Raw genomic sequence first — 24,100 nt, 5'->3', positions numbered from 1 at the left:
CAAATTGAACCGTCTCTGAGTAAAAGGATTGCATCATGCATCGCCTGACGCTGCGACTGGCCGCTTTCACCTTGGCGTTGTGCGCCCCGCTGGCCGCACGGGCCGAAGACAAGCCGGTTAGCTTCAAGAACGACATCGCGCCGATCCTGGTGCGCAACTGCCTGGCCTGTCACGGCCAGTCGGACCCCAAGGGGGACTACCAGTTGCACACCTTTGCCGCGCTGAGCAAAGCCGGCGAGAGCGGCGAAGCGTCGGTCACCGCCGGCAGGCCGGCCGACAGCTATTTGCTGACGCTGATCAGCAGCCAGGACGAAGCGGAGCGGATGCCCAAGGACGCCGACCCCATGCCCGCCGACCAGGTGGCGTTGGTCAAGCGCTGGATCAGCGAAGGGGCCAAGTTCGACGGCCCGGACAAGCAAGCCATGCTGGTCACGATGGTTCCGCGCCGCGCGCAGCCCAAGGCTCCTGAAAAGTACCGGGCCGTGCTGCCGGTGACGGCCGTGGCCTTTAACAACGATGGCAAAGAACTGGCCGTGGGCGGTTACCACGAGATCACCATCTGGAACGTCGCGGACGGCAAGCTGCTGCGACGCATCCACGATGTCGAAGAGCGAGTCTACGGCATGGCCTACCTGCCGGGCAGCACCGTCGTCGCCGCGGCCACCGGCACGCCGGGACAAACCGGCGAGGTCTCGCTGTACGATACGACCGACGGCCGCCGCGTGCGCACGTTGACGACAACCGCCGAGGTGATGTTCTGTGTGGCCGTCTCGCCCGATGGCAAGAAGCTGGCCTGTGGCGGCGCCGACCGGGCGATTCGGACGTTCGACCTGACGACCGGTAAGCCGTTGAAGGTCTTGGAAGATCACGCCGACTGGGTCCAAGCGGTCGCCTGGAACAAAGAAGCCAACCGGCTCGCCTCAGGCAGCCGCGACAAGAGCGCCAAGTGGCTCGACGCCGACAAAGGCGAGGCGTTGTTGGTCTACTCGACGCACGCCGACGTGGTGTACGGCGTGGCGGTCAGCGCGGACAGCAAGCTGGTCTACTCGGGCGGCGGCGATCGGAAGATTCACGCCTGGAGCACCGACGACGCCAAACAAGCGGCCCTGTTCGCCGGCTTTGGCGGTGAAGTGTTCAAGGTGCTGCTGCACGAAAAGCAGTTGTTCGGCTGCTCGGCCGATAAGACGATCCGCATGTTCGACACCGGCGACGCCAAGAAGGCGCCGCGCGTCTTCAGCGGCCACACCGATCATGTCTACACGATCGACTTTCACCCAGGGACCAAGAAACTGGCCAGCGGCAGCTACGACGGCGAAGTGCGCATTTGGAACGCCGAAGACGGCAAGCAGTTAGTGAAGTTCGTCGCCTCGCCGGGGAAATAGGGCACCCGGCATCTAGCAAACAGATGTTAGTTTCTCCGTCGCTTTCCCTATAATCGTTAGACAATTGTTGACTAGAATTGGTAATGGTCCGCAAGTCGGCTATACTTACGGCGTGAAAGAGAGGAAAATCGCAATGTCTATCAATGTTCTTGAGCCATGCATTGCCGATCCTGCTGAACCCTCTAAGCGCCGCCCCCTACTCCCGGTTGCTGAGAAGCTCACGATGTATGCCGTCGCGTTTGATCTGGATACCGACATCTTAAGAAAGACGTACGGCAACGATTCATACAACAATGCTTACGGCGATATTAAGAAGCTGCTGACCACAAAGCACGGGTTTAACTGGCAGCAAGGAAGCGTCTACTTCGGTGACCCAGCCAAGGTCAATGCGGTTAGTTGTGTATTGGCAATCATGGACGTCTCTCGAACATTTTCATGGTTTGCGCAATCAGTGCGCGATATTCGTATGTTACGAATTGAAGAGCAAAACAACTTAATGGACGCCGTACAACAGGCTGCTTCCGAATAGGGGCGCTTGGTCTCACCGTTCGCTTCGAGTTGCTCAGTTTTCTTCTATCGCACCGAGTCGAGCGGCTTCAGCCGCATGGCCGAGATGGCCGGCAGCAAGCCGCCGGCCAGGCCCATGTCCAGCGACAGCAACATGCCGATCGCGAGGATGTTGCTGTCGACCACCAGGCGCAGCACGACGAACTTGCCGCTCCCCTGGCCGCTGCTGATGATGCTGCGCGCCGTCAGCCCGTCGGCAAAGGAACCGATCAGACAGCCAATCGCTCCGCCGATGAGCGCCAATACCAGCGATTCGAGCAGGAACGACATCAGTATCTGCCCACGGCCATAGCCGATGATCCGCAGCACGCCGATGTCTTTGATCCGCTGGCTGATGGCGGCGAACATCGTGTTCATCACGCCGAACACGCCCCCAATCGCCATCACCACCGCCACAAAGATAATCGCCACCAGGAACTGCCGGCTCGTTTCGGCCAGAGCCGAGAAGTATTCCAGCTCGGTCTTGGCCTGGACGGCCGATTTTTTGAACCGGGCGGTCAAATCGTCAGCGAGGGTTTTGGCCGAGGCTTCGCTTTCGGCGCGCAACGTGATCGACGAGTAGGTCTCCTTGCCGAACATCGGGGCGATGATCGCTCGCTTGGCCCAGACCTCGGAGCCAAACGTGGAGCCTTCCGAGGCGATCAGGCCGCTGACGATCCACCGCCGGCCCCCCAGGCTGAAAACGTCCCCCACATCGAGCGGCGGGCGTTGATGGTCCATGCCCCATTGCCGGGCTACGCCTTCGCCCATCACGGCTTGAATCAAGGGCGCGCCGGGTTGCGCGTCGTCCGTCGGCGCTGGTTCGACGCCCGACTTGGAAAACCAGCGCCCGCCGGAAAGCAGACGCAAACCATGCACGCGGCCCGCCATCTGCGGGTCTTCGATGCCGCGGACCTGAATGAACCGCCGCTGAGGTTGGCCGGGCTGGGCCCCTTCGATCGGCTGGTTGACGACGACGTAGGTCTCGCGACTGCACAGCGGGCGGCCTTCCTCGTCGCGGCGGACGCCGGGCTGACGCTCGATGTCGCTCGAATCGGCAAAGCCCAGGTTGCTGAACACTTCGTCGGTCGCGCCATCGGACAGAACGATCACATTGTCGGGATGGCCGCTTTGCTCGGTCATCTGTTGCATGCCGTTGACGAACGCCAGCATGACGGTCATCAACGACACGACCAGCGTGAAGGCCATGGCGGTGAGCAGCGTCGTCCGCCAGCGCACAACCAAGTTGCGCAAGTTATAGCGCAGCGGCACCCGCCCCATGGCCGCCAACACGATGATCAGCAGCACGTCGAAGGCCAGCGAAATGTAGAGGAAAGTCTTCACTGAAAAGTTGCGAGTTGCTGGTTGCTGGTATTCCAAGACACGATGCATTCGATGGGAGTCATACTCTCGGGCGTCCCATCTTCTAAAACCTGTCGCGCTATGCTCTTGCAAATCGCTAATCGCTTCCCCCAATCACGCCACCTTCGCGAACACATCGCTCACGCGAACCGAGCGGGCCGACCAGGCCGGCAAGACGCTCCCCGCCAGCGAGGTACACAACCCGATGGCGGTCCCCCAGATAATCGCCGCTTGGGGAATGAAAAAGGCCGGAAAGAACGCGATCGGAAACTTTAAGCCGCCGAGCACGTCGTTGACGACGTACCAGGTGACGATGGCGCTGCCGAATCCACATAACGTGCCGACCGAGACCGCCTCGCCCAGCACCAGCAGCACGATATGTCGTGGCAGAAAGCCCAGCACCTTGAGCACGGCCATTTCGAGCCGGCGCTCGCGGACGCTGATGCTGATGGCGTTGGCGATGATCAGCGACAGCGCGACCAGAATCGCCGGCGACAATAGCCAGCGCATGCCCCAGATCAAATCCCGATACGACTCCAAAAACGCCGACACGCCCGACGACTCGGTTTCGATCTTCACGGCGGGCATGCTGTAGTAAGGCGACTTCAGGATTTGATCCGAGACTCGGCTGTAGCTCAACTGGTCGGCCACGCGCAGCCAGACCAGGTTCAGCGTCTTCATCACCATCGGATGCTTCTGGCCGCGATGGGTCCGGGCATAATCGTCGAGCGCTTCGTTCAAATAGTCCCGGTTCATCACGGCCGATTGGTCATAGCGCGCCGCCGGAAACGTGCCGAGGATTTCAAACTCCAAGTTGATGTCCTTGTAGTTCATGCCGTGAACGACGAACCGCTCGCCGACGCGCTTGTTCAGAGCCTTCAAGCGGTCGCGGCCAACGATGATCCCGCGGCGGTTGTTCTCCATGGCCTTGATCAAGCGCTCGAACTCGGCGGCCTGTTCCCCTTTCAGGCTATCCAATTCGTCCATCATGGTCGTCATCTTGCGCGGCTGCATGGCGATGGCGAAGACCATGTTCTCGCGGACGCGATTCTTGGGGTCGAGCGTGCCGCCAAAGAATTGCCAGGTCATCGAGTCGACCGGGTGGATGTCCCCCGGGTGGCGCACGGCCGCTTCGGCCAGGGTGGTGGCGTAGGACATCGGCATCTGGCTCGGTATCTGCCAGCGCTCGCTGACGATGGCCTTCAGGTTGCTGCTCTTTTCGCGCGTGACTTCGTCCAGAAACGCCAGCACCGACCAGACCAACGTCACGACGAACACCAACACGACCGTGCCGAGCCCCGTCAGCAGCGTCCGCAGCAGATTCCGCCGCAGGTTTTTCAAGATGATGACGAGGAATTTCATGCTGGCATCAAACTGGCGACGTTTCGCGGACCAGCCGGCCTTTCTCCAAGTGCAGAATCCGATGGGCGCGCTGGGCCGCCCGCGCGTCGTGGGTGACGATGATGATCGTCTTGTCCAGCGAGCGCTGCAGCTCCTCGAGCAAATCGAGAATCTCGTCCGCGCTTTTCGCGTCGAGGTCTCCCGTCGGCTCGTCGGCCACGATCAAGGTCGGATCGGTGACAATCGCCCGGGCAATGCCCACGCGCTGCTGTTGGCCCCCCGAGAGCTGCCCCGGCCGGTGGGACATGCGGTTTTGCAGCCCCACGAGTTCGAGCGCCGTCAACACTTGCCGCCGTCGCTCGGCCGCCGACAGTGGCAACAGCAGCAGCGGCATCTCGACGTTCTCGTAAGCGCTCAGCACCGGCAGCAGGTGATAGAACTGAAACACGAACCCGACGTGGCGTGTCCGCCAGCGCGCCAACTCGGTTTCGTTCATCGACGAGACCAACTGGTCACCGACCCAGACTTCTCCTTCGCTTGGCCGATCGAGCCCGGCAATCAGGTTCAACAGCGTCGTCTTGCCCGACCCGCTCGGCCCCATCAAGGCCAGCGCCTCCCCCTCGGGCACTTCCAAGTTCAAGTCGTTGAGCACGTCGACTTGCTCGCTGCCGCGCACAAAGTACTTGTGTACGCCGTGAACGCGAACGATAGGCCGGCGAATCATGGCAGCTCGAAACCGATTGAGTTACTGGGGAACGGGCGACGCCGCTGGTTTGCTCGCGGCATTTCCCAGTGGGGGAGCGGCCCCTTCGCGCAAGAACGACACCAGCACCCCCATCTCGGGCTTCAAGTAAACGCCCTCTTCATCGGCCGGGACGCGCACCTTGACCCGCACCGGCACGGCCCCCTTGGCTCGATCGGCAATCGGCATCAGCCGCGACACGACCCCTTCATAGACCCGGTCCTGGTACGCGTCGGACTTCACGCGGCAACGCTGCCCCTGGCGCACCTGGGCCACGTCGCGCTCCTGAATGGCCAGATCGACTTCCAGGTCCGACAGGTCGGCCATCTCGCACAGGCTGAAGCTGCCGTTCATGGCCAGCGAGTTGACGATATTTCCTTCCTCGGCGTTCTTTTTGAGAATCGTGCCCGAGACCGGCGCGCGGATGGTCGTGTTCTCCAACCGCCAGCGCGTCTTGACCACGTCGGCCTCGGCTTGTTGGACCTCGGCGCGGGCCAGGTCGATCCGCTCCTGGCGCGGACCTTCGATCATCAGCTTCAACGACTCTTGCAGCTTCTTGACCCGGGCGTCCATCGCGTGGAACGAACTTTCCGACTTCTCATAGTCGACGTCGGCCACGGTCTTGGTGGGGCGCAGGCGTTGATTGCGTTCCCAATCGACCTTCAACTGGTCGCGCTGGGCGATGTACTCGGCCAACTCGGCCCGAGCCTGTTCGATTTCTTCCGGACGGTTGCCCCGCTCGAGTTCCAACAGCTTCTGCCGCATGGCGGCCAGCACCGCTTGGGCCCGAGACACGTCGGCCAGGTATTCGGTCTTTTCCAACTCGGCCAGCACGTCGCCGCGATGGAAGCGACGCCCTTCCTCGATGAACAACTTTTCGACGCGGCCGCTGACCTGGGGACTGACCAGCACCTGGTGGGCCGGCACGATGTACCCCTTGGATTCCAGCGAGACGTCCCCCAGTTCCGGTGCCACGGGGGCGTCGGGCACCAGCGCCGATGGCCCAGTGGCGGGCTGAGCCACCGGCCTCACGTAAAGCTGGTACGCCAGCCAACCGACCGCCACGGCCAGCAAGAACGTCAGCAGCCAGGGCAAGCGCGACGCCCCGGAGCGCTGGGCCGTCATCGTGGCCGGCAGCCGGAGCGATTGGACGCGTTCGCGCAACCGCGCGGCGTCGGCCGAGCCGGCGCCGGGGGCGCCACTAGGCTGCGCCTCGGTCGTCAACGGGGCGGTACCCGCCGAGGCCGGGTGTTTTGAAGCCAAGCGTTCCGACATATGCGATAGCGCCCCCGAGTAGCGTGGTCGACCAACCGAGCCGCCCATCCCCCGGCGGCGCCGCAAGCTTACCCGTGCATCGTATCACAATGGCCCCCGAGGGACCAATTAGCCGTGGTGGCGAGGAACCGTCACGACCAAGCGCGCGCCGCCGCTTGATTGCTCGTCGACAGCGATCGAACCACCGTGCAGGGTGATCAAGCGCCAGGCTTTCGACAGCCCGAAGCCCAGCCCGCGCCCAGCCGAGCGCCCCGAATAGAAAGGATCGAACAAATGCCGGCGCGCCTCGGGCGGAATACCAGGGCCGGTGTCGCCGATGCTGACGACGAGCGCGTCTCCTTCGGCCGCCGCGGCGACAAGAATCTCGATCGTGCCGCGCCGGTCAACGGCTCGCAGGCTGTTGTCGAGCATGGCGCCGAGCGCCACCGACAACTGGGACGCATCGGCTCTGATCGTCGCCTCGGGCGGAAGCGAGACGCGGAACTCGATCTCGCGTTCGGCGGCTTCGGCCATCCGCTGGATGGTCAACTCCTTGACTAGCGCGACGAGGTCGACTTGCGCGAACTGCAACTGCGGCGGCCGAGCAAACAGCATCAGGTCGACGATCATTTCGTGGACGCGCTGGGCTTGCGCGCAGATCGTCGCCAGATCGCGGCGCCGCTCGGGATCGGTCTCGCCACGCAACAAGAGCTGGGCCCGGCCCGCGATAACGGCCAAGGGATTGTTCAGCTCGTGCCCTGCGCCGGCCGCGAACTCGGCCAGCGCGGCCAACTTCTCGCGTTCCAACGCCGCACGATCATCCATGGGGGCTGCCGGTGCGTCGTCGGATTCAGCCATGCGTGCGCACCGCCATTATGGTCGGGCGGCGTTTCGGCCGCGATCGCGCTGGAAAACGAGCCTGACGATTAACGAGCGTGGGCCGTTTCGATATCCAACAGTCGGCACACACGATCGATCAACGCTTCGACTTCAAACGGCTTGTTGAGAAAGTCGTTGGCGCCAGCTTCCTTCAACTCGGCGATCTTGTCGTCTTCGACCATGCCCGAGATGCAGATGATCTTCACATCGTCCATCGTGCTGTCGCTGCGGACGCGCTGACAGACTTCCTTGCCGTTGATGTCCGGCAGCATGATGTCGAGGATGATCACGTCGGGACGGTATTCCTTGACCAGCATGCCAGCATCAAAGCCGTTGTTGGCGGTGCGGGTTTCAAAGCGTCCATCCTTGTCGAGCACGTCGACCATCAGCTCGACGAGTTCCAAATCGTCATCGACGACCAGCACCTTGCGCTTGCCGCTTTCCAGGGCGTCGGTCGGGATGCCGTTATCGCGCATGAAGTTGAAGAGTTCATTGCGCGGAATGCGGCGGAAGCGGCTGCCAGGAACGCGAAAGCCTTTGAGTTGGCCCGAGTCAAAACAGCGAATGATGGTCTGCTGGCTGACCTTGCAAATCTTGGCGGCTTCGCCTGTGGTAAAAACGGTCTTCATGACGATTGACCACCTCTCCTCCAGCTAACGTCGTTAGCTAGTACAGCGGGACTCGCCTGTGTCTGGTTCAGCATTGTGAGAGCACTCAGACTCAAGAGAATACCTAATCCTCCGTGGAACGCTCAGCTACAGCTTCGCCCTAGCGCGCTTATCACGTAAACCTTCTACCTATTAACGCCTTTGCAATCGTCAATGACAACCGCAATTTCCAAGGCTTCCAAGGTTCACACGCGAGATTATAGCGGCCTCATCCACTGCGTCAATACAGATTCGACAATCATAAAATCTCACGTACAAACGACTTAGGAGATCGTACAATCCTTGGAAGCGGCAAATCCAGGGCAAAGCATACGCAAAAATGGGCATAAATTAATATCTCGCAACTCTCCCATCTTCCCTAAAACGAGCTTCTTGTTAGGCCTTTTCGAGCCCATTTTTGCCAGCAAAGCGCGCGAAGCGAACGCCCGGATCATTCGCTGTCGGGGCTGCCGCCGCCTGACAAATGCACCATCACCAGCGCCAAATCGGCCGGCGTGATGCCGCTGATTCGGCTGGCTTGCGCCAACGTGACCGGCCGAATGCGGGCCAGTTTCTCGCGCGCTTCAATGCGCAGATGCTTGAGCGCAGCAAAGTCGAAGCTGCTCGGAATCCGCTTATCGCTCAGCCGGCGCTGCCGCTCGACGTCGACTTGCTGGCGCGCGATATAGCCTTCGTATTTCACGTCGTGCGTCACCTGGTCGGCCACCTCGCGCGCGACCTGCGATAGTTCCGCGCAAACGTCAACAACATCCTGCCAGCTCGACTCGCTCCGCCTCAACAACTTCTCGAGCGTTGTGTCACCGGCGCGCGTCGCCGTCAGCAACTGCAACACGCGGGCGATCTCCGTTTGCTTCCCAGCAAGTCGCTCGGCCCGTTCACGATCGACCAGACCCAGCCGTTCGGCCAACGGCGTCAGCCGCCGGTCGGCGTTGTCGTGGCGCAATAGCAAGCGAAACTCGGCCCGGCTCGTGAACATTCGATACGGCTCATCGACGCCGCGCGTCACCAGGTCGTCGATCAGCACGCCGATATATGCCTGCTCGCGGCCAAGGATCATCGGCTCGGTGCCGCGCAGCCGCTGCACGGCGTTCACACCCGCCACCAGTCCCTGGGCCGCGGCTTCTTCATAGCCGGTGGTGCCGTTGATCTGACCGGCCAGAAACAGCCCGTCGACCAGCTTGGTTTCCAGTGACGGCCGCAACTGATCGGGCGGGGCATAGTCATACTCGACGGCATAGCCATAGCGCATGATCTGCGCCTGTTCCAAGCCGGGGATCAGCTTGAACATGGCGTCCTGCACGTCGCGCGGCAGGCTGGTCGAAATGCCGTTCACGTACACTTCGTGCGTCGCGCGTCCCTCGGGCTCCAAGAACAACTGGTGCTGCGACTTGTCGGCGAAACGCACCACTTTGTCTTCGATCGACGGGCAATAGCGCGGGCCGCTGCTGCGAATCTGCCCCGAGTACATGGGGGCCCGGTGCAGGTTGGCGCGAATCAGTTCGTGAACCGCGTGATTCGTGTGCGCGATCCAGCAGGGAACCTGCGGCTTGTCGAGCACGTCGGTCAAAAACGAAAACGACTGCGGGTCGTCGTCACCCGGCTGCAACTCGCAACGGCTGTAGTCGATCGTCCGGCCATTCAGTCGCGGTGGGGTGCCGGTCTTGAACCGGGCCAGGCGAAAACCCAAGCGGCCCAACGCGCCGCTGATGCCCGTGGTCGTCCCTTCGCCGGCGCGCCCGCCGGGGGTCTTGCATTCGCCGGTGTGCATCAGCGCCTGCAAAAACGTCCCCGTCGTGATCACGACCGCCTGGGCGCGATACTCGGCGCCGCCGCGGACACAGACGCCGGCAATGCGAGGCTGACCATCGACGGTCTCGACAAGCAAATCCTCGACGACTTCCTGACGCAAATCGAGGTTGGCCTGCGACTCGATCAGCCGCTTGATTTCGAATTGATAGGCCTTCTTGTCGGCCTGGGCCCGCGGGCTGTGCATGGCCGGGCCTTTGCGCCGGTTGAGCAGCCGGAACTGAATCGCCGTGGCGTCGATCGCTCGCCCCATCAACCCGCCGAGGGCGTCCACCTCGCGAACGATTTGCCCCTTGGCCACGCCGCCGATCGCCGGGTTGCAACTCATTTGCCCGACCGTATCGAGATTCGTCGTCAGCAGCGCGGCCCGCGCCCCCATCCGCGCCGCCGCCGCCGCGGCCTCGGTCCCGGCATGGCCAGCGCCGATGACAATGACGTCGTACTGGTAGGTCGAAGCGGGCATGGGAGCATCATACCAGAAATGATGAATGCGTAGTGATGAATGATGAGTGTCTCAATTCAGCACTCAGCACTCAGCATTCATCATTCGCAGCTTCCCCACGCACCACGGCGCGATCAGGCACGCCACGGCCGCGCCGGCCAGCACATCGCTCAGATGATGCGCGTCGCTGGTGACACGCTGGGCCGCCACCAAGGCCGCCAGCGCGAAAAACAGAACCCGCCCACGGGGATAAATCGCCGACAATCCCAGGGCCAGCCCGACGGCCGTCGCGGTATGGGCCGAGGGAAAGCTTTGCAGGCCGCTTCCCCCTTGGCCAAAAGGGAGCCAGCCGACGAACGTGTCGAGCGCCTCGGGCGAGAGATTCTGCCGCGGGTCGAGCCAATGCCGCGGCCGCATCCGACCGATCAACAGCTTGAGCAGATCAGCCGCCAGTCCCGAGCCGATCGAGGCGCCGAGCAGCCAACCAATCGACCGCCGGGCGGCCGGGTCGAGCATGGCCACCGCCACGACGATGATCACCACACCAATCCCGTTGCCGAACGTCTCGGCCACGTGGAACAGCCCGGCGAGAAAGCGGAACGAGCTTTCGTCGATCGACCAACGGGCCAGCGGCACATCGAACCACAGCGCCACCGCCGAAGCTGCCGCGAGCGCGGCGCACCAGATCCACCATCGCCCGCAGAGCGACAAGTGAGCAACGGCGGCGGTATTTGGCTGCTGTCGATCCATGACAACCTTGGCCCGATTTGCGAGACGTGGCGAAAATCTTACCTGCGCCGGCCTCATAGCAACCAGGGCATTATTCCTCAGCCGCCGCCTGAAATGGGGCGATCTCAGTGGTGCTTGCGCTGGGCAATCATCGCCGCCAGGTAGCCCCCCTTGAACCCCGCGTCGATATTCACCACGGCCACATTCGCGGCGCAACTATTGAGCATGCTTAATAGCGCCGCCACGCCCCCAAAGTTCGCTCCGTAGCCCACGCTGGTCGGCACCGCGATCACCGGACAGGCGACATAGCCCGCCACTACGCTGGGCAGCGCCCCCTCCATGCCCGCCACGACCACAATCGCGTCGGCGCTCAACAACTTGTCCAACTGCTCGGGCAGCCGGTGAGGGCCGGCCACGCCGACGTCGACGATCTCGACCGTTTCGCAACCCATCCAGGCTGCCGTCTCGCGGGCCTCTTCGGCCACGGGCAGGTCGGACGAGCCAGCCGAAACAATCGCCACGCGGCCGGTAACCTTCGCGGGCTTGGCTTCCTTGGCGGCGGTGGCCAGGGCCGGTACACGCAACGTCCGGGCCGTGGCGTTGTAGCGGGCCGTGGGATGGCGGGCGACGATCACTTCGGCCTGCGATGCGTTGATCCGCGTGGCGAACACTTCGTCCCCGTGGGCCAGTTGCGCGTCGATGATCTTTTCGAGCGTGGCCGCCGTCTTGCCGGCGCCATAGATCACCTCGGGATAACCACAGCGCCGCCGCCGGTCGAGATCGACCTTGGCCTCGCCCACGTCCGCGGTGCGCCCCCCCGGCAACGGTTCAGCGGTCATACAAGAAGTTCCTGGCACGTGCGATGAACAGTTCGACAAAGCCCAAGCGCCAATGTAGCAACGCGATAGCGTGATGGGCGAGAGGCCGAGCATAAGCCGAGGCGCACCAGATTACGGCCGCTTGACGCTCCAAAACTCCCTAGTTAGAATCTCGCCGAAACCCGAAAGCGGGCTTAGAGTTGTGCGCATCGACCGAATCCAGCGAGTGTTCACAGCTTCTGATGCCAGCGATGGGGGGTTCAACTTATCGCACAGGCCCGGTCGGCACGAAGCCGACCGTGACGACTTTTCCAACGGCACGGTATTTCTTACGGCACAGTGAACGCTGGGAGACAGTGAATGGCCAATTCAACGCCCGGAAACTCGGGTGACATTTCCGATGTGCGCCGGCTGCGACGTCTGGTCGAGCTGATGAACGAAAACGATTTGAACGAGATCGACCTCCGCGACGGCGAAACGCGGATTCGCTTGCGCAAGCGGCAAGACCAGGTCGTCACGAGCTACGCCGTGGCCCCGCCGGCCGCCAGCGCCGCTCCGGCCGCGCGCCCCGCGGCCAGCGCTCCCGATGCGCCCGCCAGTGATGCGAATCTGTTGACCATCAAGAGCCCGATGGTCGGCACGTTCTACGGCTCGGCCAATCCCGATAGCCCCGCCTTTGTCAAAGTCGGCGACCACGTCGGCCCCGATACCACGGTATGCATCATCGAGGCCATGAAGGTCTTCAACGAAATCCCGGCCGAAGTCTCGGGCAAGGTCGTGGCCGTGCTGGCCAAGAACAACGATCCGGTCGAGTTCGGCCAGCCGCTGTTCAAGATCGATCCCAAGTAACGCGGTCGGTGTCGGTTCGCGGCCTGGGCGCTTGGATGCTTCGATCGGATCGATGCCCCGGCTGGCTCGGTTTTGTGCCAGGGACAGGAACCCGCGGTTCGGCGTACGCGCCGTGGAATGTCTCGCTTGTCTGGCCCTTTGAGTAGCTTGCCGTCATGTTCAAACGGATCCTGATCGCCAACCGCGGTGAAATTGCCCTGCGTGTGATTCGCGCCTGTCGCGAAATGAACATCGAAACCGTCTGCATCTTCAGCGAGGCGGATCGAGGGGCCCAGTATCTCGACCTGGCCACCGAGGCGATTTGCGTCGGGCCCGCCAAGGGGATCGAAAGCTACCTGAAGATCGATCGCGTGATCAGCGCCGCCGAAATCGGCAACGTCCAGGCCATTCATCCCGGCTACGGCTTCTTGTCCGAGAACGCCCACTTCAACGAAGTATGCCGGAGTTGCAACATTGAGTTCATCGGCCCGTCGCACGAAGCGATGCGGGCGCTCGGCGACAAGAACACCGCCAAGCAGATCGCCCGCGCGGCCGGCGTGCCCTGCGTGCCGGGAAGCCCAGGCCTGATCAACGACGAAGCCGAAGCGATGCGCATCGCCCACGAAATCGGCTTTCCGGTGCTGATCAAGGCCACGGCCGGCGGCGGCGGCAAGGGAATGCGCGTGGCGTCAAACGATCTGACGCTGAAGTCAGCCATGCAACAGGCCCAGACCGAGGCCCAGGCCGCCTTTGGCAACGCGGGCATCTACCTGGAAAAGTACGTCGAGCAGCCGCGGCACATCGAGGTGCAGATCATCGCCGACCACCACGGCAACGTCTGTCACTTGTGGGAACGCGATTGCACCATGCAGCGCCGCCATCAGAAGGTGGTCGAAGAAGCGCCGGGGCCCCACTTGGACCCGGTGGTCCGCAAGAACATCTGCGACGCGGCCGTCCGATTGGTGCGCGAGGCGAACTACACCAACGCCGGCACGGTTGAGTTCATCGTCGACAAGCACGGCAATTTCTACTTCATCGAAGTCAACGCCCGCATCCAGGTCGAGCATCCGGTGACTGAGTTGGTGACCGGCGTGGACCTGATCAAGACGCAAATCCGCGTGGCGGCCGGCGAGAAGTTGCCCTTCGAGCAAAAGGACATCAAGGTCAACGGCGTGGCTATGGAGTGCCGCATCAACGCTGAGGATCCCGACAAGAACTTCCAGCCTTCGCCGGGCAAGATCACCCAGATGTTCATCCCTGGCGGGCTCGGCGTACGGTTCGACTCACATGCCCACGCCGGCTACACGGTGTCGCCGTACTACGATTCGATGATCGGCAAGTTGATCGTCCACCAGAAGACGCGCGCCGACGCGGTGGCCTGCATGCAGCGAGCGTTGAGCGAGCTGCGGATCGAAGGAATCAAAACCACGGTGCCGCGGCTCAAGGAAATCTTGGCCCACTCGGCGTTCATCGAAGGGAACGTCGACACCAAGTTCATCGAACGGACGTGGGTGTCGTAGGAAACGGCAAGTGAAAGACGGCGCGCGACGACCGATGAACACCCCTCCCTTTCAGGGAGGGGCAGGGGGGAGGGTCAAGACGTCGCAGGCCGAGCGACGCGGCGCTCGAAAATCTCCATAACACCAAGCCAACTGGCCTGCGGCGCGTTTACCCTCACCCGCTCACTGCGTTCGCGACCTCTCCCTTAAAGGGAGAGGTGTTGCCACCCTGACGGCGACAATCAGCCGATACTCTCGCCGCGCAACCGCGCCACTTCAAAGGCGTCTTTATCGCCGCGCCCCGATAAGCAAATGACGACCACTTCGTCGGGCTTGCGCTGGGCCGCGATTTCCAACCCCTTGGCCACAGCGTGCGAGCTTTCCAGCGCTGGTAAGATCCCCTCGTTGCGGGCCAGCTTGTCAAAGGCCGCCAGGGCGTCTTGATCCTGGCAATAGGTGTAACGGACGCGGCCGGTGTCCTTCCAATAACTGTGCTCCGGACCGACCCCGGGATAGTCGAGCCCGGCCGAGACGCTGTGTACGTCGCAAGTCTGGCCGTCCTCGTCTTGCATCACGTAGCTGTAGCTGCCGTGCAGCACGCCCGGCTCGCCGAACGACAGCGGCGCGGCATGATCGCCCGGCTTGACCGAGCGGCCACCGGCCTCGACGCCGACCAATTCAACGTCACGATGCTCGACGAACGGATAGAACATGCCAGCGGCGTTGCTGCCGCCGCCGACACAGGCCACGACCACGTTCGGCAGCCGGCCGATTTTCTGTCGCGATTGTTCAATCGTCTCGCGGCCGATCACCGACTGAAAATCGCGGACGATCCGCGGGAACGGATGGGGCCCGACGACCGAGCCCAGGATGTAATGCGTCGTCTCGACCGACGACATCCAGTCGCGCATCGCTTCGTTAATGGCGTCGCGCAAGGTGCGCGAGCCGCTCGACACCGGCCGCACCTCGGCCCCCATCAAGCGCATGCTAAACACATTCAGCTTTTGCCGGCGGATGTCTTCCTCGCCCATGTAGACGATGCACTGGAGCCCGAACTTGGCACAGGCCGTGGCCGTGGCCACGCCGTGCTGGCCGGCGCCGGTTTCGGCGATGACCCGCTTTTTGCCCATCCGCATGGTCAACAGCGCCTGGCCCAGCGTGTTGTTGATCTTGTGCGCGCCGGTGTGGTTCAGGTCTTCGCGCTTCAAATAGATTTGCGCGCCGCCCGCCAACTTGGTCAGTCGCCCCGCGAACAACAGCGGCGACGGCCGGCCGACATAGTCGCGATAGAGCCCGTCGAGTTCGGCTTTGAACTTCGTGTCGGCCAAGGCCGCCTCGTAGGCTACCGACAACTCATCGAGCGCGCGAGTCAGCGTCTCGGGCACATAGCGGCCACCGAATGTTCCAAAACGCCCGGCGAGGTCGGGGACGGACGCCTGGGCGGGGCCAGCGGTCTTCACGGCAGCAGTCGACGGGGGGGCCATATAGCAAACATCTCGCTCGGGCGTAAAATCGTGATTATCCGCCACACGTTCCGCTTCGACAAGGCAGTAAACCGGCAATCGGCATGGCGTTTTCGCGGCGACTTAATTCGACCACGACGGCACGACGCCGGAGGATGTGGGGGAGTGGGGGTGTAGAGAGTGGGGGAGTGCCGGCATCCGTTTGGACATTGGTCATTGGGATTTGGTCATTCGTCATTCGGGCTTCGTCATTCGTCATTCGTCATTTTCCCTTTGCGTCCTTTGCGCCTTTGCGGTTCAAATCCTGCCTGAGAATCCCCCTGTTCGAGAGAAGTAATGCCCGAGTTGCCTGAAGTTGAAACGATGTGCCGGGGGATTCGCTCCCTGGTCGGCGGGACGGTCGTGGCTGTGGCCAAGCCCCGCTGCGCATGCCGGCCGATCTCGATCCGCCCGGCGCTGCCACGAATCGCGCGCCGCATCGAGGGACAAACGATCGCCGCCATCGAACGTCTGGGCAAGCGGGTGATCCTTCGCTTTGCCAGCGACGACCGGTTGGTAATCGAGCCGCGGATGACCGGGCTGGTGCTGCTGGCCGAACCGCCCGATCAGGATCATCTGCGCCTGTCCCTGACGGTCGAGTGCCCGACCAAGAATGGCCGCGTGCAACCGAAAGAGATGCTGTTCTGGGACCGGCGCGGGCTGGGGACCGCGCGACTGGTCTCGCCCGCGGAGTTTGCACGCGACTACGGCGAGCGACTGGGCCCCGATGCACTGCAAATCACGGCCGATGAGTTACAGGAGCGCTTGCACTGGAGCCGCCGGGCGATCAAAGTCGCGTTGCTCGATCAGGCCGCCGTGGCCGGAATCGGCAATCTATATGCGTCCGAGATTCTGCACCTGGCGGGCATTCACCCCGCGATGCGCTGCGACCGGCTGCGCGCCGCCAACTGGCCGCCGTTGCAAGCGGCGATTCGCGCGATCCTGACCAAGGCGATTCGCTATGAGGGCTCGACCCTCGCGGACGGCACCTACCGCAACGCCCTGAACCAGGATGGTGGCTATCAAAACCACCATCGGGTTTACGACCGAGCCGATGAGCCATGCAAGCGGTGCCGAACGGCGGTCGTGCGCATCGTCCAGGCGCAGCGGAGCACGTTCTTCTGTCCCGAGTGCCAGCCACGGAGTGCGAAGCGCTAAGATGCCACGTGTCGAAATCGCTATCGCAGTCGTCGAGCGCGACGGCCAATTCCTGATTGGCCAGCGGCCAGCCGGTGTGGCCCTGGCGGGCATGTGGGAGTTTCCTGGCGGCAAGATCAAGCCCGGCGAAACGCCGGCCCAGGCCGCCGCGCGTGAATGCCTGGAAGAAGCGGGCCTCGCGGTTTGCGTCGCTGGGGAATATCCCCAGGCCGAGCATGACTACGCTCACGCCGACGTCAGGCTGCATTTCTTGCGCTGCCAGGTCGTCGAGCCGGCCGCCGTGCCACGCGAGCCGTTCCGTTGGGTCGCGCGCCAGCAACTGGCTGACTACGAGTTCCCACCGGCGAACGCCAAGCTCATTGAGCAGTTGCTGTCGAGCTAGCATTGCGACAGTGGGCGACTTCGCTCGCCTGCCCCCCGGCTAGGACCGCTATAGGAGATTTGCAACTCGGGGGTTAGTCTTTGCAAAGTTTTCAACGCTTCGATCGTTCGTCGCCGGAGTTGCGTGCGCCGCAATGGCTCGTGAAATCACGAGTCCGCCGCACGCAGCGCGGTCGCACGGACGATCAACCACCGCGTCGGGCGCAGCTTTTGCACCCGAGGCCGCGCGTCGCTTGAAGACACACGTCGCGCTGCACGAGGCAGCGCGACCCCGGTTCGTATTTCATTCGCTGGAGAGCTGAGCATGGATGCTCGACTTCTGCGTGCGCTCGCACTCTGTGGCGCACTCGTCTCGCTGGGCAGCATCGCACTGGCCGCCGGCAATGCTCGCACGCCCAACTTCGTGATCACTGCCCCCACGCCCGAGTTGGCCGAGGAAATCGGCCACGCTGCCGAGCAGTACCGGCACGAATTGGCGGTCGAGTGGCTGGGCGCGCCGATGCCACAATGGGCCCAGCCTTGCCCGATCAACGCCGAAGTTTCGCCGCAACTCGGAGCCGGCGGGGCGACGAGCTTCGTCTTTGACCGAGGCGAAGTTTTCAACTGGCAAATGAACATCCAGGGTTCGCGCGAGCGGATACTCGACTCGGTCCTGCCCCATGAAGTGACCCACACGATCATGGCCTGCCACTTTCGTCGACCGCTGCCACGCTGGGCCGATGAAGGCATGTGTACCACGGTCGAGCACGACAGCGAGCGGACGAAGCAGCAAAAGCTGCTGATCAACTTTTTGAAGACCGGGCGCGGCATTCCCTTCAGCGCCATGTTCGCCATGAAGGAGTATCCGCAGGACATCCTGCCGATCTATGCCCAAGGGCATTCGCTGGCGACGTTCCTGTTGTCCCACGGCGGCAAGCAGAAGTTTTTGAAGTTTCTGGCCGAAGGCATGCAGCGCGAGCGCTGGAGCGAGGCGTTGAACCGGCATTACCAGTACCAGAACCTGGCCCAGTTGCAGGACACTTGGCTGGCCTGGGTCCGCGACGGCAGCCCCGCGATCGATGCTTCGAGCGTGAACGTCACGCAAGTCGCCGACGCCCGGACGCCGGCCAATGGAACGCTCATCTATCGCGGTCAGAGCGAAGATCCGCCGACCGCGCGCCAAGCCTTGCCGCGCGGCACGCCGACGGCACGGACACCCGCGCCGCGCGACGCGATCGAAGGGAACTGGCGGCCTCACTCGGCCAGCGAAGTGCAGCCAGCGGGCGTGGCGGCGACGCCGGTGGCGCGTACGCCTCTGGCGGTGGCTTCCGCGGCGGTCCCAACGCCAGCGCGCGAGACGTTAATAGAATGGAGCCGCACGCCGGCCGCGGTCTCGACCGACCAGGCAACCGGCGGCGGCCCGTCGCCGTATGCCTATGACCAGGACGGCACGCCAAGCATTTACGCCCAGCGCAGCACAAAAGTCCTGCGACGCTAGCACGCGATGCCTGACGGCTGCCGCTAGCTCGTGATCACGCTACCCAAACTGCCGTGTTTCGCGGGTTGTTCGTCGGTTTGTTGTGGAACATGATTTTTCGCGGCGCGGCGGTAGTCAGGTTTTAGCGATCGCGTCGATTTGTCCGATGCAACGAAAACGCCATTCCTAGGGCGCTGCTATCGCGCAAAGGACTGCGCGGCAAACGAATCACACCCCGGGGCAGGGATTCCCGATGAATCGACGACACTTCATGGGCCTGGCCGCCGCGCTGACCGGCGGCGCCGCGTTGGGCTGTAAGAGCGGCAAGCAATTCGCCGAGGTCCGCGATCCGAACAAGCAAGACATGGTCGGCAGCCACACGGCCGGCGTCGAGACCTTCAAGCCGCTGGTCGAAGGGGCCACGGCCAAGTTGCTGGCGCGGCACAGTTCGCATGTGATGCCGGCCGGGGCCACCGAGTTGCCGCCGCCGGCCAAGCGGATTTGCTTCGTCGCCGTCGAGAACAAAAGCTCGGAAGAGATCGGCGACTTCAAGGACCAGATCTACCAGATCATTGATCAACGAATCGTCGACTCGCACGTCTTCCAGCCGATCAACAAGCGTTTCGTCGACGCCGGTCTGATCCAGACGCGCTTGCGTCCCGATCAACTCTTTGTGCCCCAGAACATGGGGGCGTTCGCCGCCGCCATGCAGCAGCAAGGCCAGCCGTTCGATTACCTGCTGTACGCCACGCTGACCTCGGGGACCACGCGCGAGAACAAGGACTATCAGCGTGACTACCTGCTGACGCTCGAGATGATCGATATCGGCTCCGGCACCTACGACAAGGAATCCGAGACGCTCAGCAAGGGCTATTACCACTCGCGGCCGGCCAAGTGGCTGAGCCTGACGGGTCTAAAGCACTAAGCCCGGAGCCGCTGCGCGATGGTTGCCGCACGCCACACGTGGGCCTGGTTGGCGCTGGCCGTTCTCTCGGCCGTCTCGGGCTGCGCGACGTACGCCGACCGTTTGGCCAGCGTGCAAGAACAGTTCCAGATGAACCAGTTGGCCGCGGCCGACGAGACCCTCGACAAAGGGATGCGCCGCCGCGGCGATCGCGACGTCTTGTCGCTCGATCGGGCCATGCTGCAACTGGCCGAGGGCAAGCCGAAAGAGGCCGAGCAGACGCTGCGCGACGTTCGCGACCGCTTCGACGCGCTCGATCGCCCCGCGCCGGGCAAAAAAGCCATCTCCATGCTCACCGACGCCAACCATGACGTCTATCGGGGCGAAGACTACGAGCAAGTGCTGATCCGCGTCTTCCTTTCGCTGTCGAACTTGATGAGCGATGGACAGGACGCCGGGGCTTACGCGCTGCAAGTGGCCGACAAGCAGCAGCAGATCATCAACGCCGGCGTCGACGAAGAAGGGAACAACCCCAAGGCCGCCTACCAGCGCGTGGCCGCGGGGGCGTATCTGAGCGGCGCGCTGCGCGAGGCCACGCACTCGAACTACGACGATGTCCAGCGCTCGTGCCTGATGGTCTGCAGTTGGCAGCCCGACTTTCCCTTCGCGGCCCAAGACCTGGAGCGCGCCAAGCACGGGCATCACTCGGCGCCGGGCAATGGCGTGGTCTATGTCTTTGCCCTGGTCGGTGTCGGCCCGCACAAAGAAGAATGCGCCGAGATCGCCAGTACCGTGTCGTTGCTGATCGCCGACCGGATCATCAGCGCGCTCGGCGACGAAACGCTGCCGCCGACCATCGCCCCGGTCAAGGTGCCCAAGGTCGTTCGCACCGAACACGAAGTCGGCTCGGTTGGCATCGGCGTCGATGGCCGGCCGATCGGCCAGACGGCCACAATCACTGACATTGGCACGATGGCCGTCCAGCAGTACGAAGCCATCTATCCCCGGGTCATCGCCGAAGCGGTCGTCCGCCGCATTGTCAAAAAGGGTGTCGTCTACGGCACCAAGAAAGTCGTCGGCGTCGATAAGGAATCGCCGGTTGGGTTGCTGTTCGATCTGGCGGGCGTGGCCTGGGAAGCGACCGAATCGGCCGACACGCGCTGCTGGGGCTTGCTGCCCGACAAGATTCAAGTCCTGCGGCTTGAGCTGCCCGCTGGCCAGCACACCTTGTCGTTCCAGTCGCTCGGCTACTCGGGCCAACTGCTGGGCCACCGCAGCGAGCACACGGTCAACGTCGAGAACGGACGCAACACCTACGTGCTGGGCAACTTCCCCTACGGCAATCTGGTCGGCCAGGTGCTGACAAATACGCCTTGAGCAGCGGGAAAAGTTGCTGGTTGCTAGCCGCTAGTTGCGAGTCGGCCCGAGTGTTAGGATGCCCGAAGTGCTACGGAGCATCTTTTCTCACACTCCAGGGCCAATCTCATGCGTTCGCCACGCCAGGTTTTCCGTCGCGCTATCTCGCTGGTGATCTTGTCCGTCGCGACTTGCGTGCTGGCCACCTCGGCGCGCGCCCAGGGGCTTGATAAAGACTCTTGGGTTGGCGTCAAGATCATGCCCAAGCTCAACGCGCAAATCGGCGTCGACAATCGCGTGCTCAACACGCTCGCCTGGCGATTGCCCTACACGGTGCAAGACGTCGAAGGGTACTACCTCTATGTCGGCGAGCAGCAAAAGGGGTGGATTCACCGTCGCGACGCGCTGACGCTCGACGAAGCGCCGCGCTATTACACCGGGCTCATCAACGACGGCGAGCAGCTTTCCTGGGCGTTGAACAATCGCGCGGCCGTATGGACCTTCAAGGGGGAATTCGACCTGGCCATCGCCGACTACAACGACGAAATGCGGCTCAACCCGGGACCGATCGCCTATAACAACCGCGGCTACACGTACTATCGCAAGGGAGATTACGACCGGGCCATCAACGATTTCAACCAGGCCCTGCGACAAGAGCCGAACCATCGTCTTGCCCTGTGCAATCGCGGCGCGTCGTACCAACAAAAAGGGGACTACGAAGCGGCCATGGCCGACTACAATCAAGCGATCCGCGCCTCGCCGAACTTCACCATCGCCTACGCTCTGCGCGGCCATGTCTGGCGGGCCAAGCAGGAATATGACCGCGCCACGCTCGATTATCAGCGGGCGTTCGACTTGGACAAGAACTGCATTGAAGCGTACGCAGGCTCGGCCTGGATTCGCGCCGCCTGCCCCGACGAAGTCTATCGCGACGCGGCCAAGGCGCTGAACAACGCCACCAAGGCTTGTGAACTAACCGAGTTCAACGATCCGGAAAAGCTCGACGCCCTGGCGGCCGCGCAAGCCGAGTCGGGCGACTTCGCCGCGGCGCAGCAAACCCTGAAAAAGGCGCTCGAATACTGCTTCGCCTACCCAACCGCCGTCAGCAAGATCAAAGCACACGCGGAGCTATATCGAGCGGGTAAGCCGTGTCGGGAGTGATGGGAAAAGTTGCTGGTTGCGAGTTCCTAGTTGCTAGATAAGACCATTGGCCCCGCCTTTACTAGCAACACGCAACTAGCAACCAGCAACTTCTTCACCCAATAATTGCCCGCCGGTGTTCCACGTAGTCCCAGACCACGTACCGGTCTAGGTCGCGGCCGGCCGTAAAGAACACCCGCCCGCTGGTCCGCTCGGCCAATCGATAAGCGAACTGCACGTCCTCGGACGTCTGCGACCAACTGGGCAGCAAGAACATGTTGATCGTGATGTTCTCGCGCCGGCAAAGTTCTCCTTCGCGCATCGTCGCCTGCTCGGTGTTGGGGTGGGGCGGATAGAGCAGGTACAGCTTCTCGGCCTCGAAATGGGCCGTCGGCAGCCCGTCGGTGATCAGGATCACCTGCCGATTCGGCGTGTCCTTGCTCGCCAGAAACCGCCGCGCCAACTGCAAGCCGTGCTGGATGTTGGTGAAGTGGGGCGGGATCAGCGCCTCGCTCACGTCGTCGCGGCTCATGTCATAGCGCCGCATCACCACGGGGTCGAAGATCGTCACCGGCTTGGGCAGCAGCGCCACAATGTCGCCAACCGCGCACGGCTTGGCGAAAGTGGCCATCTCGATGAACTGCAAATAGTCGCCGGGATATTCGCGGCGAATCAAGCCGTCGAGCGCCAGGGCCATCCGCTTGACGTTCACGTACAGCCCGCCATAGCGCATCGAGCCGCTCATGTCCATCAGCACCACGGTGGCGCACTTGGGCCGATTGCGCGTCCGGTGGACGACGATATCGTCGGACTTGAATCGCACCGGGCGCTCGCCGGGGCGCTGGACCATCGCATTGGTCAGCGACGTCACAATGTCCATCTGGGCGATCGAGTCGCCGAACTCGTATGGCTTGGTCGAGGCTAACTCCACGGCACCGTCACCCAGGATCGGCCCGCCGTGCCGGCCACTGCGCCCGGCTTGTAACTGACTGAAGATTCGTTCGAGTAGCTTCCTCTGGAACAGTCGATAAGCCTTCGGCGTCAACCGGTAGCCACGCTTGGTCTTTTCCAGCCCTTGCTGCTCGGCCAGGTCGCGCAGGTATTCCTGCATGGCCCGGTGCAGGTCGTTCAGCTCTTGCCGGTCGCCGGGCTCGGTCAACTCGGCCAGGGCTTCCATGTCGATGACGCCGATCTGCGCGGTCTTTTGCGCCTCGTCGAGTTGCTTGAGCAACTGATCGATCTTTTCCAGTTCCTCTTTGACCGCCAACGCCTCGGGAATGGTCAACCGCTCGCGGCCGGTGAAGTGGTACTTGGCCGCCAATTGCTCGACCTGGTACTTCTCGCCCAGGGCGGCAATCACGTCCAACAACGGCTCGCCCAACGGCGAGCGTTCGCCACCGACGCGATACCACAATTGTTCCAGTTCGCGAATCTGCTCGTCGCGAGCCGCCCGGCTGAACGCCTTGCGCAGGTCTTTCGGCGCGTCGAAGCCATCGACCGCTTCGCGATATTGCTGGCCGGCGTCGGCTTGCACCCGATCAGTCTCGTAACGCTCGAGAATCTTCCGCTTCCGCTCAAGTAGAATGGCCCGCAGCAGGTCCAGGCTGGGCCCCAACCGCGACAGCATCTTGGGATCGATCCGCACGGCGCGGGCCAACTCTTCCTCGGTCAGCTCGCGCATGTCGCCATAGGCCAGCAAGTGCTCGAACGCACCCGAGACCATGTCCGGCGGCGGCTGAGTGGGGCTGGGGAATTGCGCCGGGTCGTACTGCTGGTACGTGTGGATCACGCCCCCCAGCGACGAACGACGATCAGCAGGCGGTTGACTCATACGGCACGCTTATCAAGGAAGACTTAGCCACGGAGGCACTGAGACACGGAGTTAAGCACGAAGGCGGAAAACAAAT

The 24,100-nt window shown here is 62.9% G+C and carries 21 protein-coding genes; 10 read left to right on the top strand and 11 right to left on the bottom strand.

Going from position 1 to position 24,100, the window contains the following annotated elements:
* The first annotated feature begins 35 nt into the window (after nucleotides 1–35).
* Together JSS27_06075 and JSS27_06070 are read left to right on the top strand one after the other, a co-directional pair.
* The gene (locus JSS27_06075; GenBank protein MBS0208505.1) at nucleotides 36–1,382 is read left to right on the top strand and encodes a hypothetical protein; all 1,347 of its coding nucleotides are present in this window, start codon (nucleotides 36–38) and stop codon (nucleotides 1,380–1,382) included.
* A gap of 223 nt (nucleotides 1,383–1,605) precedes the next feature.
* A complete protein-coding gene (locus JSS27_06070; GenBank protein ID MBS0208504.1) occupies nucleotides 1,606–1,911 on the top strand; it encodes a virulence factor in 306 nt (101 codons plus the stop codon).
* A 44-nt stretch (nucleotides 1,912–1,955) separates the two neighbouring features.
* On the opposite strand, the gene JSS27_06065 is transcribed toward JSS27_06070, so the two are convergent.
* The 9 genes from JSS27_06065 to larB all read right to left on the bottom strand — a co-directional run bounded on the left by JSS27_06065 (nucleotide 1,956) and on the right by larB (nucleotide 11,990).
* Nucleotides 1,956–3,320 carry an ABC transporter permease gene (locus JSS27_06065; protein ID MBS0208503.1) on the bottom strand — a complete coding sequence of 455 codons (1,365 nt, stop codon included), beginning with the start codon at nucleotides 3,318–3,320 and terminating at the stop codon, nucleotides 1,956–1,958.
* 84 nt (nucleotides 3,321–3,404) lie between these two features.
* Entirely contained in the window at nucleotides 3,405–4,652 is a 1,248-nt protein-coding gene (locus JSS27_06060; GenBank protein ID MBS0208502.1) for an ABC transporter permease, read from the bottom strand.
* Nucleotides 4,653–4,659: 7 nt separating this feature from the next.
* Nucleotides 4,660–5,355 (bottom strand): ABC transporter ATP-binding protein, encoded by a 696-nt coding sequence (locus tag JSS27_06055; protein ID MBS0208501.1) that lies wholly within the window; start codon nucleotides 5,353–5,355, stop codon nucleotides 4,660–4,662.
* Nucleotides 5,356–5,376: 21 nt separating this feature from the next.
* Nucleotides 5,377–6,648 carry an efflux RND transporter periplasmic adaptor subunit gene (locus tag JSS27_06050; GenBank protein MBS0208500.1) on the bottom strand — a complete coding sequence of 424 codons (1,272 nt, stop codon included), beginning with the start codon at nucleotides 6,646–6,648 and terminating at the stop codon, nucleotides 5,377–5,379.
* A gap of 108 nt (nucleotides 6,649–6,756) precedes the next feature.
* Nucleotides 6,757–7,452: a HAMP domain-containing histidine kinase gene (locus JSS27_06045; protein ID MBS0208499.1), complete on the bottom strand. Its 696-nt coding sequence runs from the start codon at nucleotides 7,450–7,452 to the stop codon at nucleotides 6,757–6,759.
* A gap of 101 nt (nucleotides 7,453–7,553) precedes the next feature.
* On the bottom strand, nucleotides 7,554–8,135 hold the full coding sequence (locus JSS27_06040) for a response regulator (GenBank protein ID MBS0208498.1): 582 nt from the start codon (nucleotides 8,133–8,135) through the stop codon (nucleotides 7,554–7,556).
* Between the two features lie 469 nt (nucleotides 8,136–8,604).
* The gene (gene mnmG / locus JSS27_06035; protein MBS0208497.1) at nucleotides 8,605–10,443 is read right to left on the bottom strand and encodes a tRNA uridine-5-carboxymethylaminomethyl(34) synthesis enzyme MnmG; all 1,839 of its coding nucleotides are present in this window, start codon (nucleotides 10,441–10,443) and stop codon (nucleotides 8,605–8,607) included.
* Between the two features lie 63 nt (nucleotides 10,444–10,506).
* Entirely contained in the window at nucleotides 10,507–11,172 is a 666-nt protein-coding gene (locus JSS27_06030) for a phosphatase PAP2 family protein (GenBank protein MBS0208496.1), read from the bottom strand.
* Between the two features lie 104 nt (nucleotides 11,173–11,276).
* Nucleotides 11,277–11,990 carry a nickel pincer cofactor biosynthesis protein LarB gene (gene larB, locus JSS27_06025; protein MBS0208495.1) on the bottom strand — a complete coding sequence of 238 codons (714 nt, stop codon included), beginning with the start codon at nucleotides 11,988–11,990 and terminating at the stop codon, nucleotides 11,277–11,279.
* A gap of 339 nt (nucleotides 11,991–12,329) precedes the next feature.
* Here larB and accB point away from each other — a divergent pair, with 339 nt between their 5' ends.
* Nucleotides 12,330–12,818: an acetyl-CoA carboxylase biotin carboxyl carrier protein gene (gene accB / locus JSS27_06020; protein ID MBS0208494.1), complete on the top strand. Its 489-nt coding sequence runs from the start codon at nucleotides 12,330–12,332 to the stop codon at nucleotides 12,816–12,818.
* Nucleotides 12,819–12,973: 155 nt separating this feature from the next.
* Entirely contained in the window at nucleotides 12,974–14,317 is a 1,344-nt protein-coding gene (gene accC, locus JSS27_06015) for an acetyl-CoA carboxylase biotin carboxylase subunit (protein MBS0208493.1), read from the top strand.
* A gap of 221 nt (nucleotides 14,318–14,538) precedes the next feature.
* Here the strand turns inward: accC and trpB are convergent, their stop codons facing one another.
* Entirely contained in the window at nucleotides 14,539–15,780 is a 1,242-nt protein-coding gene (gene trpB / locus JSS27_06010; protein ID MBS0208492.1) for a tryptophan synthase subunit beta, read from the bottom strand.
* A 315-nt stretch (nucleotides 15,781–16,095) separates the two neighbouring features.
* Between trpB and mutM the strand changes: the two genes are divergently transcribed.
* The 6 genes from mutM to JSS27_05980 all read left to right on the top strand — a co-directional run bounded on the left by mutM (nucleotide 16,096) and on the right by JSS27_05980 (nucleotide 22,214).
* Entirely contained in the window at nucleotides 16,096–16,956 is an 861-nt protein-coding gene (mutM, locus tag JSS27_06005; protein ID MBS0208491.1) for a bifunctional DNA-formamidopyrimidine glycosylase/DNA-(apurinic or apyrimidinic site) lyase, read from the top strand.
* A 1-nt stretch (nucleotide 16,957) separates the two neighbouring features.
* Nucleotides 16,958–17,338, top strand: a complete 381-nt coding sequence (locus tag JSS27_06000) for a (deoxy)nucleoside triphosphate pyrophosphohydrolase (protein MBS0208490.1) — start codon at nucleotides 16,958–16,960, stop codon at nucleotides 17,336–17,338.
* A gap of 303 nt (nucleotides 17,339–17,641) precedes the next feature.
* On the top strand, nucleotides 17,642–18,814 hold the full coding sequence (locus JSS27_05995) for a hypothetical protein (protein ID MBS0208489.1): 1,173 nt from the start codon (nucleotides 17,642–17,644) through the stop codon (nucleotides 18,812–18,814).
* A 232-nt stretch (nucleotides 18,815–19,046) separates the two neighbouring features.
* On the top strand, nucleotides 19,047–19,718 hold the full coding sequence (locus JSS27_05990) for a twin-arginine translocation signal domain-containing protein (protein ID MBS0208488.1): 672 nt from the start codon (nucleotides 19,047–19,049) through the stop codon (nucleotides 19,716–19,718).
* Between the two features lie 18 nt (nucleotides 19,719–19,736).
* Nucleotides 19,737–21,074 carry a hypothetical protein gene (locus JSS27_05985; GenBank protein MBS0208487.1) on the top strand — a complete coding sequence of 446 codons (1,338 nt, stop codon included), beginning with the start codon at nucleotides 19,737–19,739 and terminating at the stop codon, nucleotides 21,072–21,074.
* A gap of 108 nt (nucleotides 21,075–21,182) precedes the next feature.
* The gene (locus JSS27_05980; GenBank protein ID MBS0208486.1) at nucleotides 21,183–22,214 is read left to right on the top strand and encodes a tetratricopeptide repeat protein; all 1,032 of its coding nucleotides are present in this window, start codon (nucleotides 21,183–21,185) and stop codon (nucleotides 22,212–22,214) included.
* A 94-nt stretch (nucleotides 22,215–22,308) separates the two neighbouring features.
* Here the strand turns inward: JSS27_05980 and JSS27_05975 are convergent, their stop codons facing one another.
* Complete coding sequence (locus tag JSS27_05975; protein MBS0208485.1) at nucleotides 22,309–24,024, bottom strand: hypothetical protein; 1,716 nt, start codon at nucleotides 24,022–24,024, stop codon at nucleotides 22,309–22,311.
* Between the last annotated feature and the right edge of the window lie 76 nt (nucleotides 24,025–24,100).

The sequence above is a fragment of the Planctomycetota bacterium genome, from assembly GCA_018242585.1.
Lineage (GTDB): Bacteria > Planctomycetota > Planctomycetia > Pirellulales > PNKZ01 > JAFEBQ01.
The sequence above is the reverse complement of the archived record's forward strand: the minus strand, read 5'-3'. Positions and strand labels throughout refer to the sequence as shown.

Bases quoted from the DNA above. Each gene is read 5' to 3' on its own strand.
- JSS27_06075 (MBS0208505.1), top strand. From the start codon at position 36: ATGCATCGCCTGACGCTGCGACTGGCCGCTTTCACCTTGGCGTTGTGC.
- JSS27_06070 (MBS0208504.1), top strand. From the start codon at position 1,606: ATGTATGCCGTCGCGTTTGATCTGGATACCGACATCTTAAGAAAGACG.
- JSS27_06065 (MBS0208503.1), bottom strand. From the start codon at position 3,320: ATGCATCGTGTCTTGGAATACCAGCAACCAGCAACTCGCAACTTTTCA.
- JSS27_06060 (MBS0208502.1), bottom strand. From the start codon at position 4,652: ATGAAATTCCTCGTCATCATCTTGAAAAACCTGCGGCGGAATCTGCTG.
- JSS27_06055 (MBS0208501.1), bottom strand. From the start codon at position 5,355: ATGATTCGCCGGCCTATCGTTCGCGTTCACGGCGTACACAAGTACTTT.
- JSS27_06050 (MBS0208500.1), bottom strand. From the start codon at position 6,648: ATGTCGGAACGCTTGGCTTCAAAACACCCGGCCTCGGCGGGTACCGCC.
- JSS27_06045 (MBS0208499.1), bottom strand. From the start codon at position 7,452: ATGGATGATCGTGCGGCGTTGGAACGCGAGAAGTTGGCCGCGCTGGCC.
- JSS27_06040 (MBS0208498.1), bottom strand. From the start codon at position 8,135: ATGAAGACCGTTTTTACCACAGGCGAAGCCGCCAAGATTTGCAAGGTC.
- mnmG (MBS0208497.1), bottom strand. From the start codon at position 10,443: ATGCCCGCTTCGACCTACCAGTACGACGTCATTGTCATCGGCGCTGGC.
- JSS27_06030 (MBS0208496.1), bottom strand. From the start codon at position 11,172: ATGGATCGACAGCAGCCAAATACCGCCGCCGTTGCTCACTTGTCGCTC.
- larB (MBS0208495.1), bottom strand. From the start codon at position 11,990: ATGACCGCTGAACCGTTGCCGGGGGGGCGCACCGCGGACGTGGGCGAG.
- accB (MBS0208494.1), top strand. From the start codon at position 12,330: ATGGCCAATTCAACGCCCGGAAACTCGGGTGACATTTCCGATGTGCGC.
- accC (MBS0208493.1), top strand. From the start codon at position 12,974: ATGTTCAAACGGATCCTGATCGCCAACCGCGGTGAAATTGCCCTGCGT.
- trpB (MBS0208492.1), bottom strand. From the start codon at position 15,780: ATGGCCCCCCCGTCGACTGCTGCCGTGAAGACCGCTGGCCCCGCCCAG.
- mutM (MBS0208491.1), top strand. From the start codon at position 16,096: ATGCCCGAGTTGCCTGAAGTTGAAACGATGTGCCGGGGGATTCGCTCC.
- JSS27_06000 (MBS0208490.1), top strand. From the start codon at position 16,958: ATGCCACGTGTCGAAATCGCTATCGCAGTCGTCGAGCGCGACGGCCAA.
- JSS27_05995 (MBS0208489.1), top strand. From the start codon at position 17,642: ATGGATGCTCGACTTCTGCGTGCGCTCGCACTCTGTGGCGCACTCGTC.
- JSS27_05990 (MBS0208488.1), top strand. From the start codon at position 19,047: ATGAATCGACGACACTTCATGGGCCTGGCCGCCGCGCTGACCGGCGGC.
- JSS27_05985 (MBS0208487.1), top strand. From the start codon at position 19,737: ATGGTTGCCGCACGCCACACGTGGGCCTGGTTGGCGCTGGCCGTTCTC.
- JSS27_05980 (MBS0208486.1), top strand. From the start codon at position 21,183: ATGCGTTCGCCACGCCAGGTTTTCCGTCGCGCTATCTCGCTGGTGATC.
- JSS27_05975 (MBS0208485.1), bottom strand. From the start codon at position 24,024: ATGAGTCAACCGCCTGCTGATCGTCGTTCGTCGCTGGGGGGCGTGATC.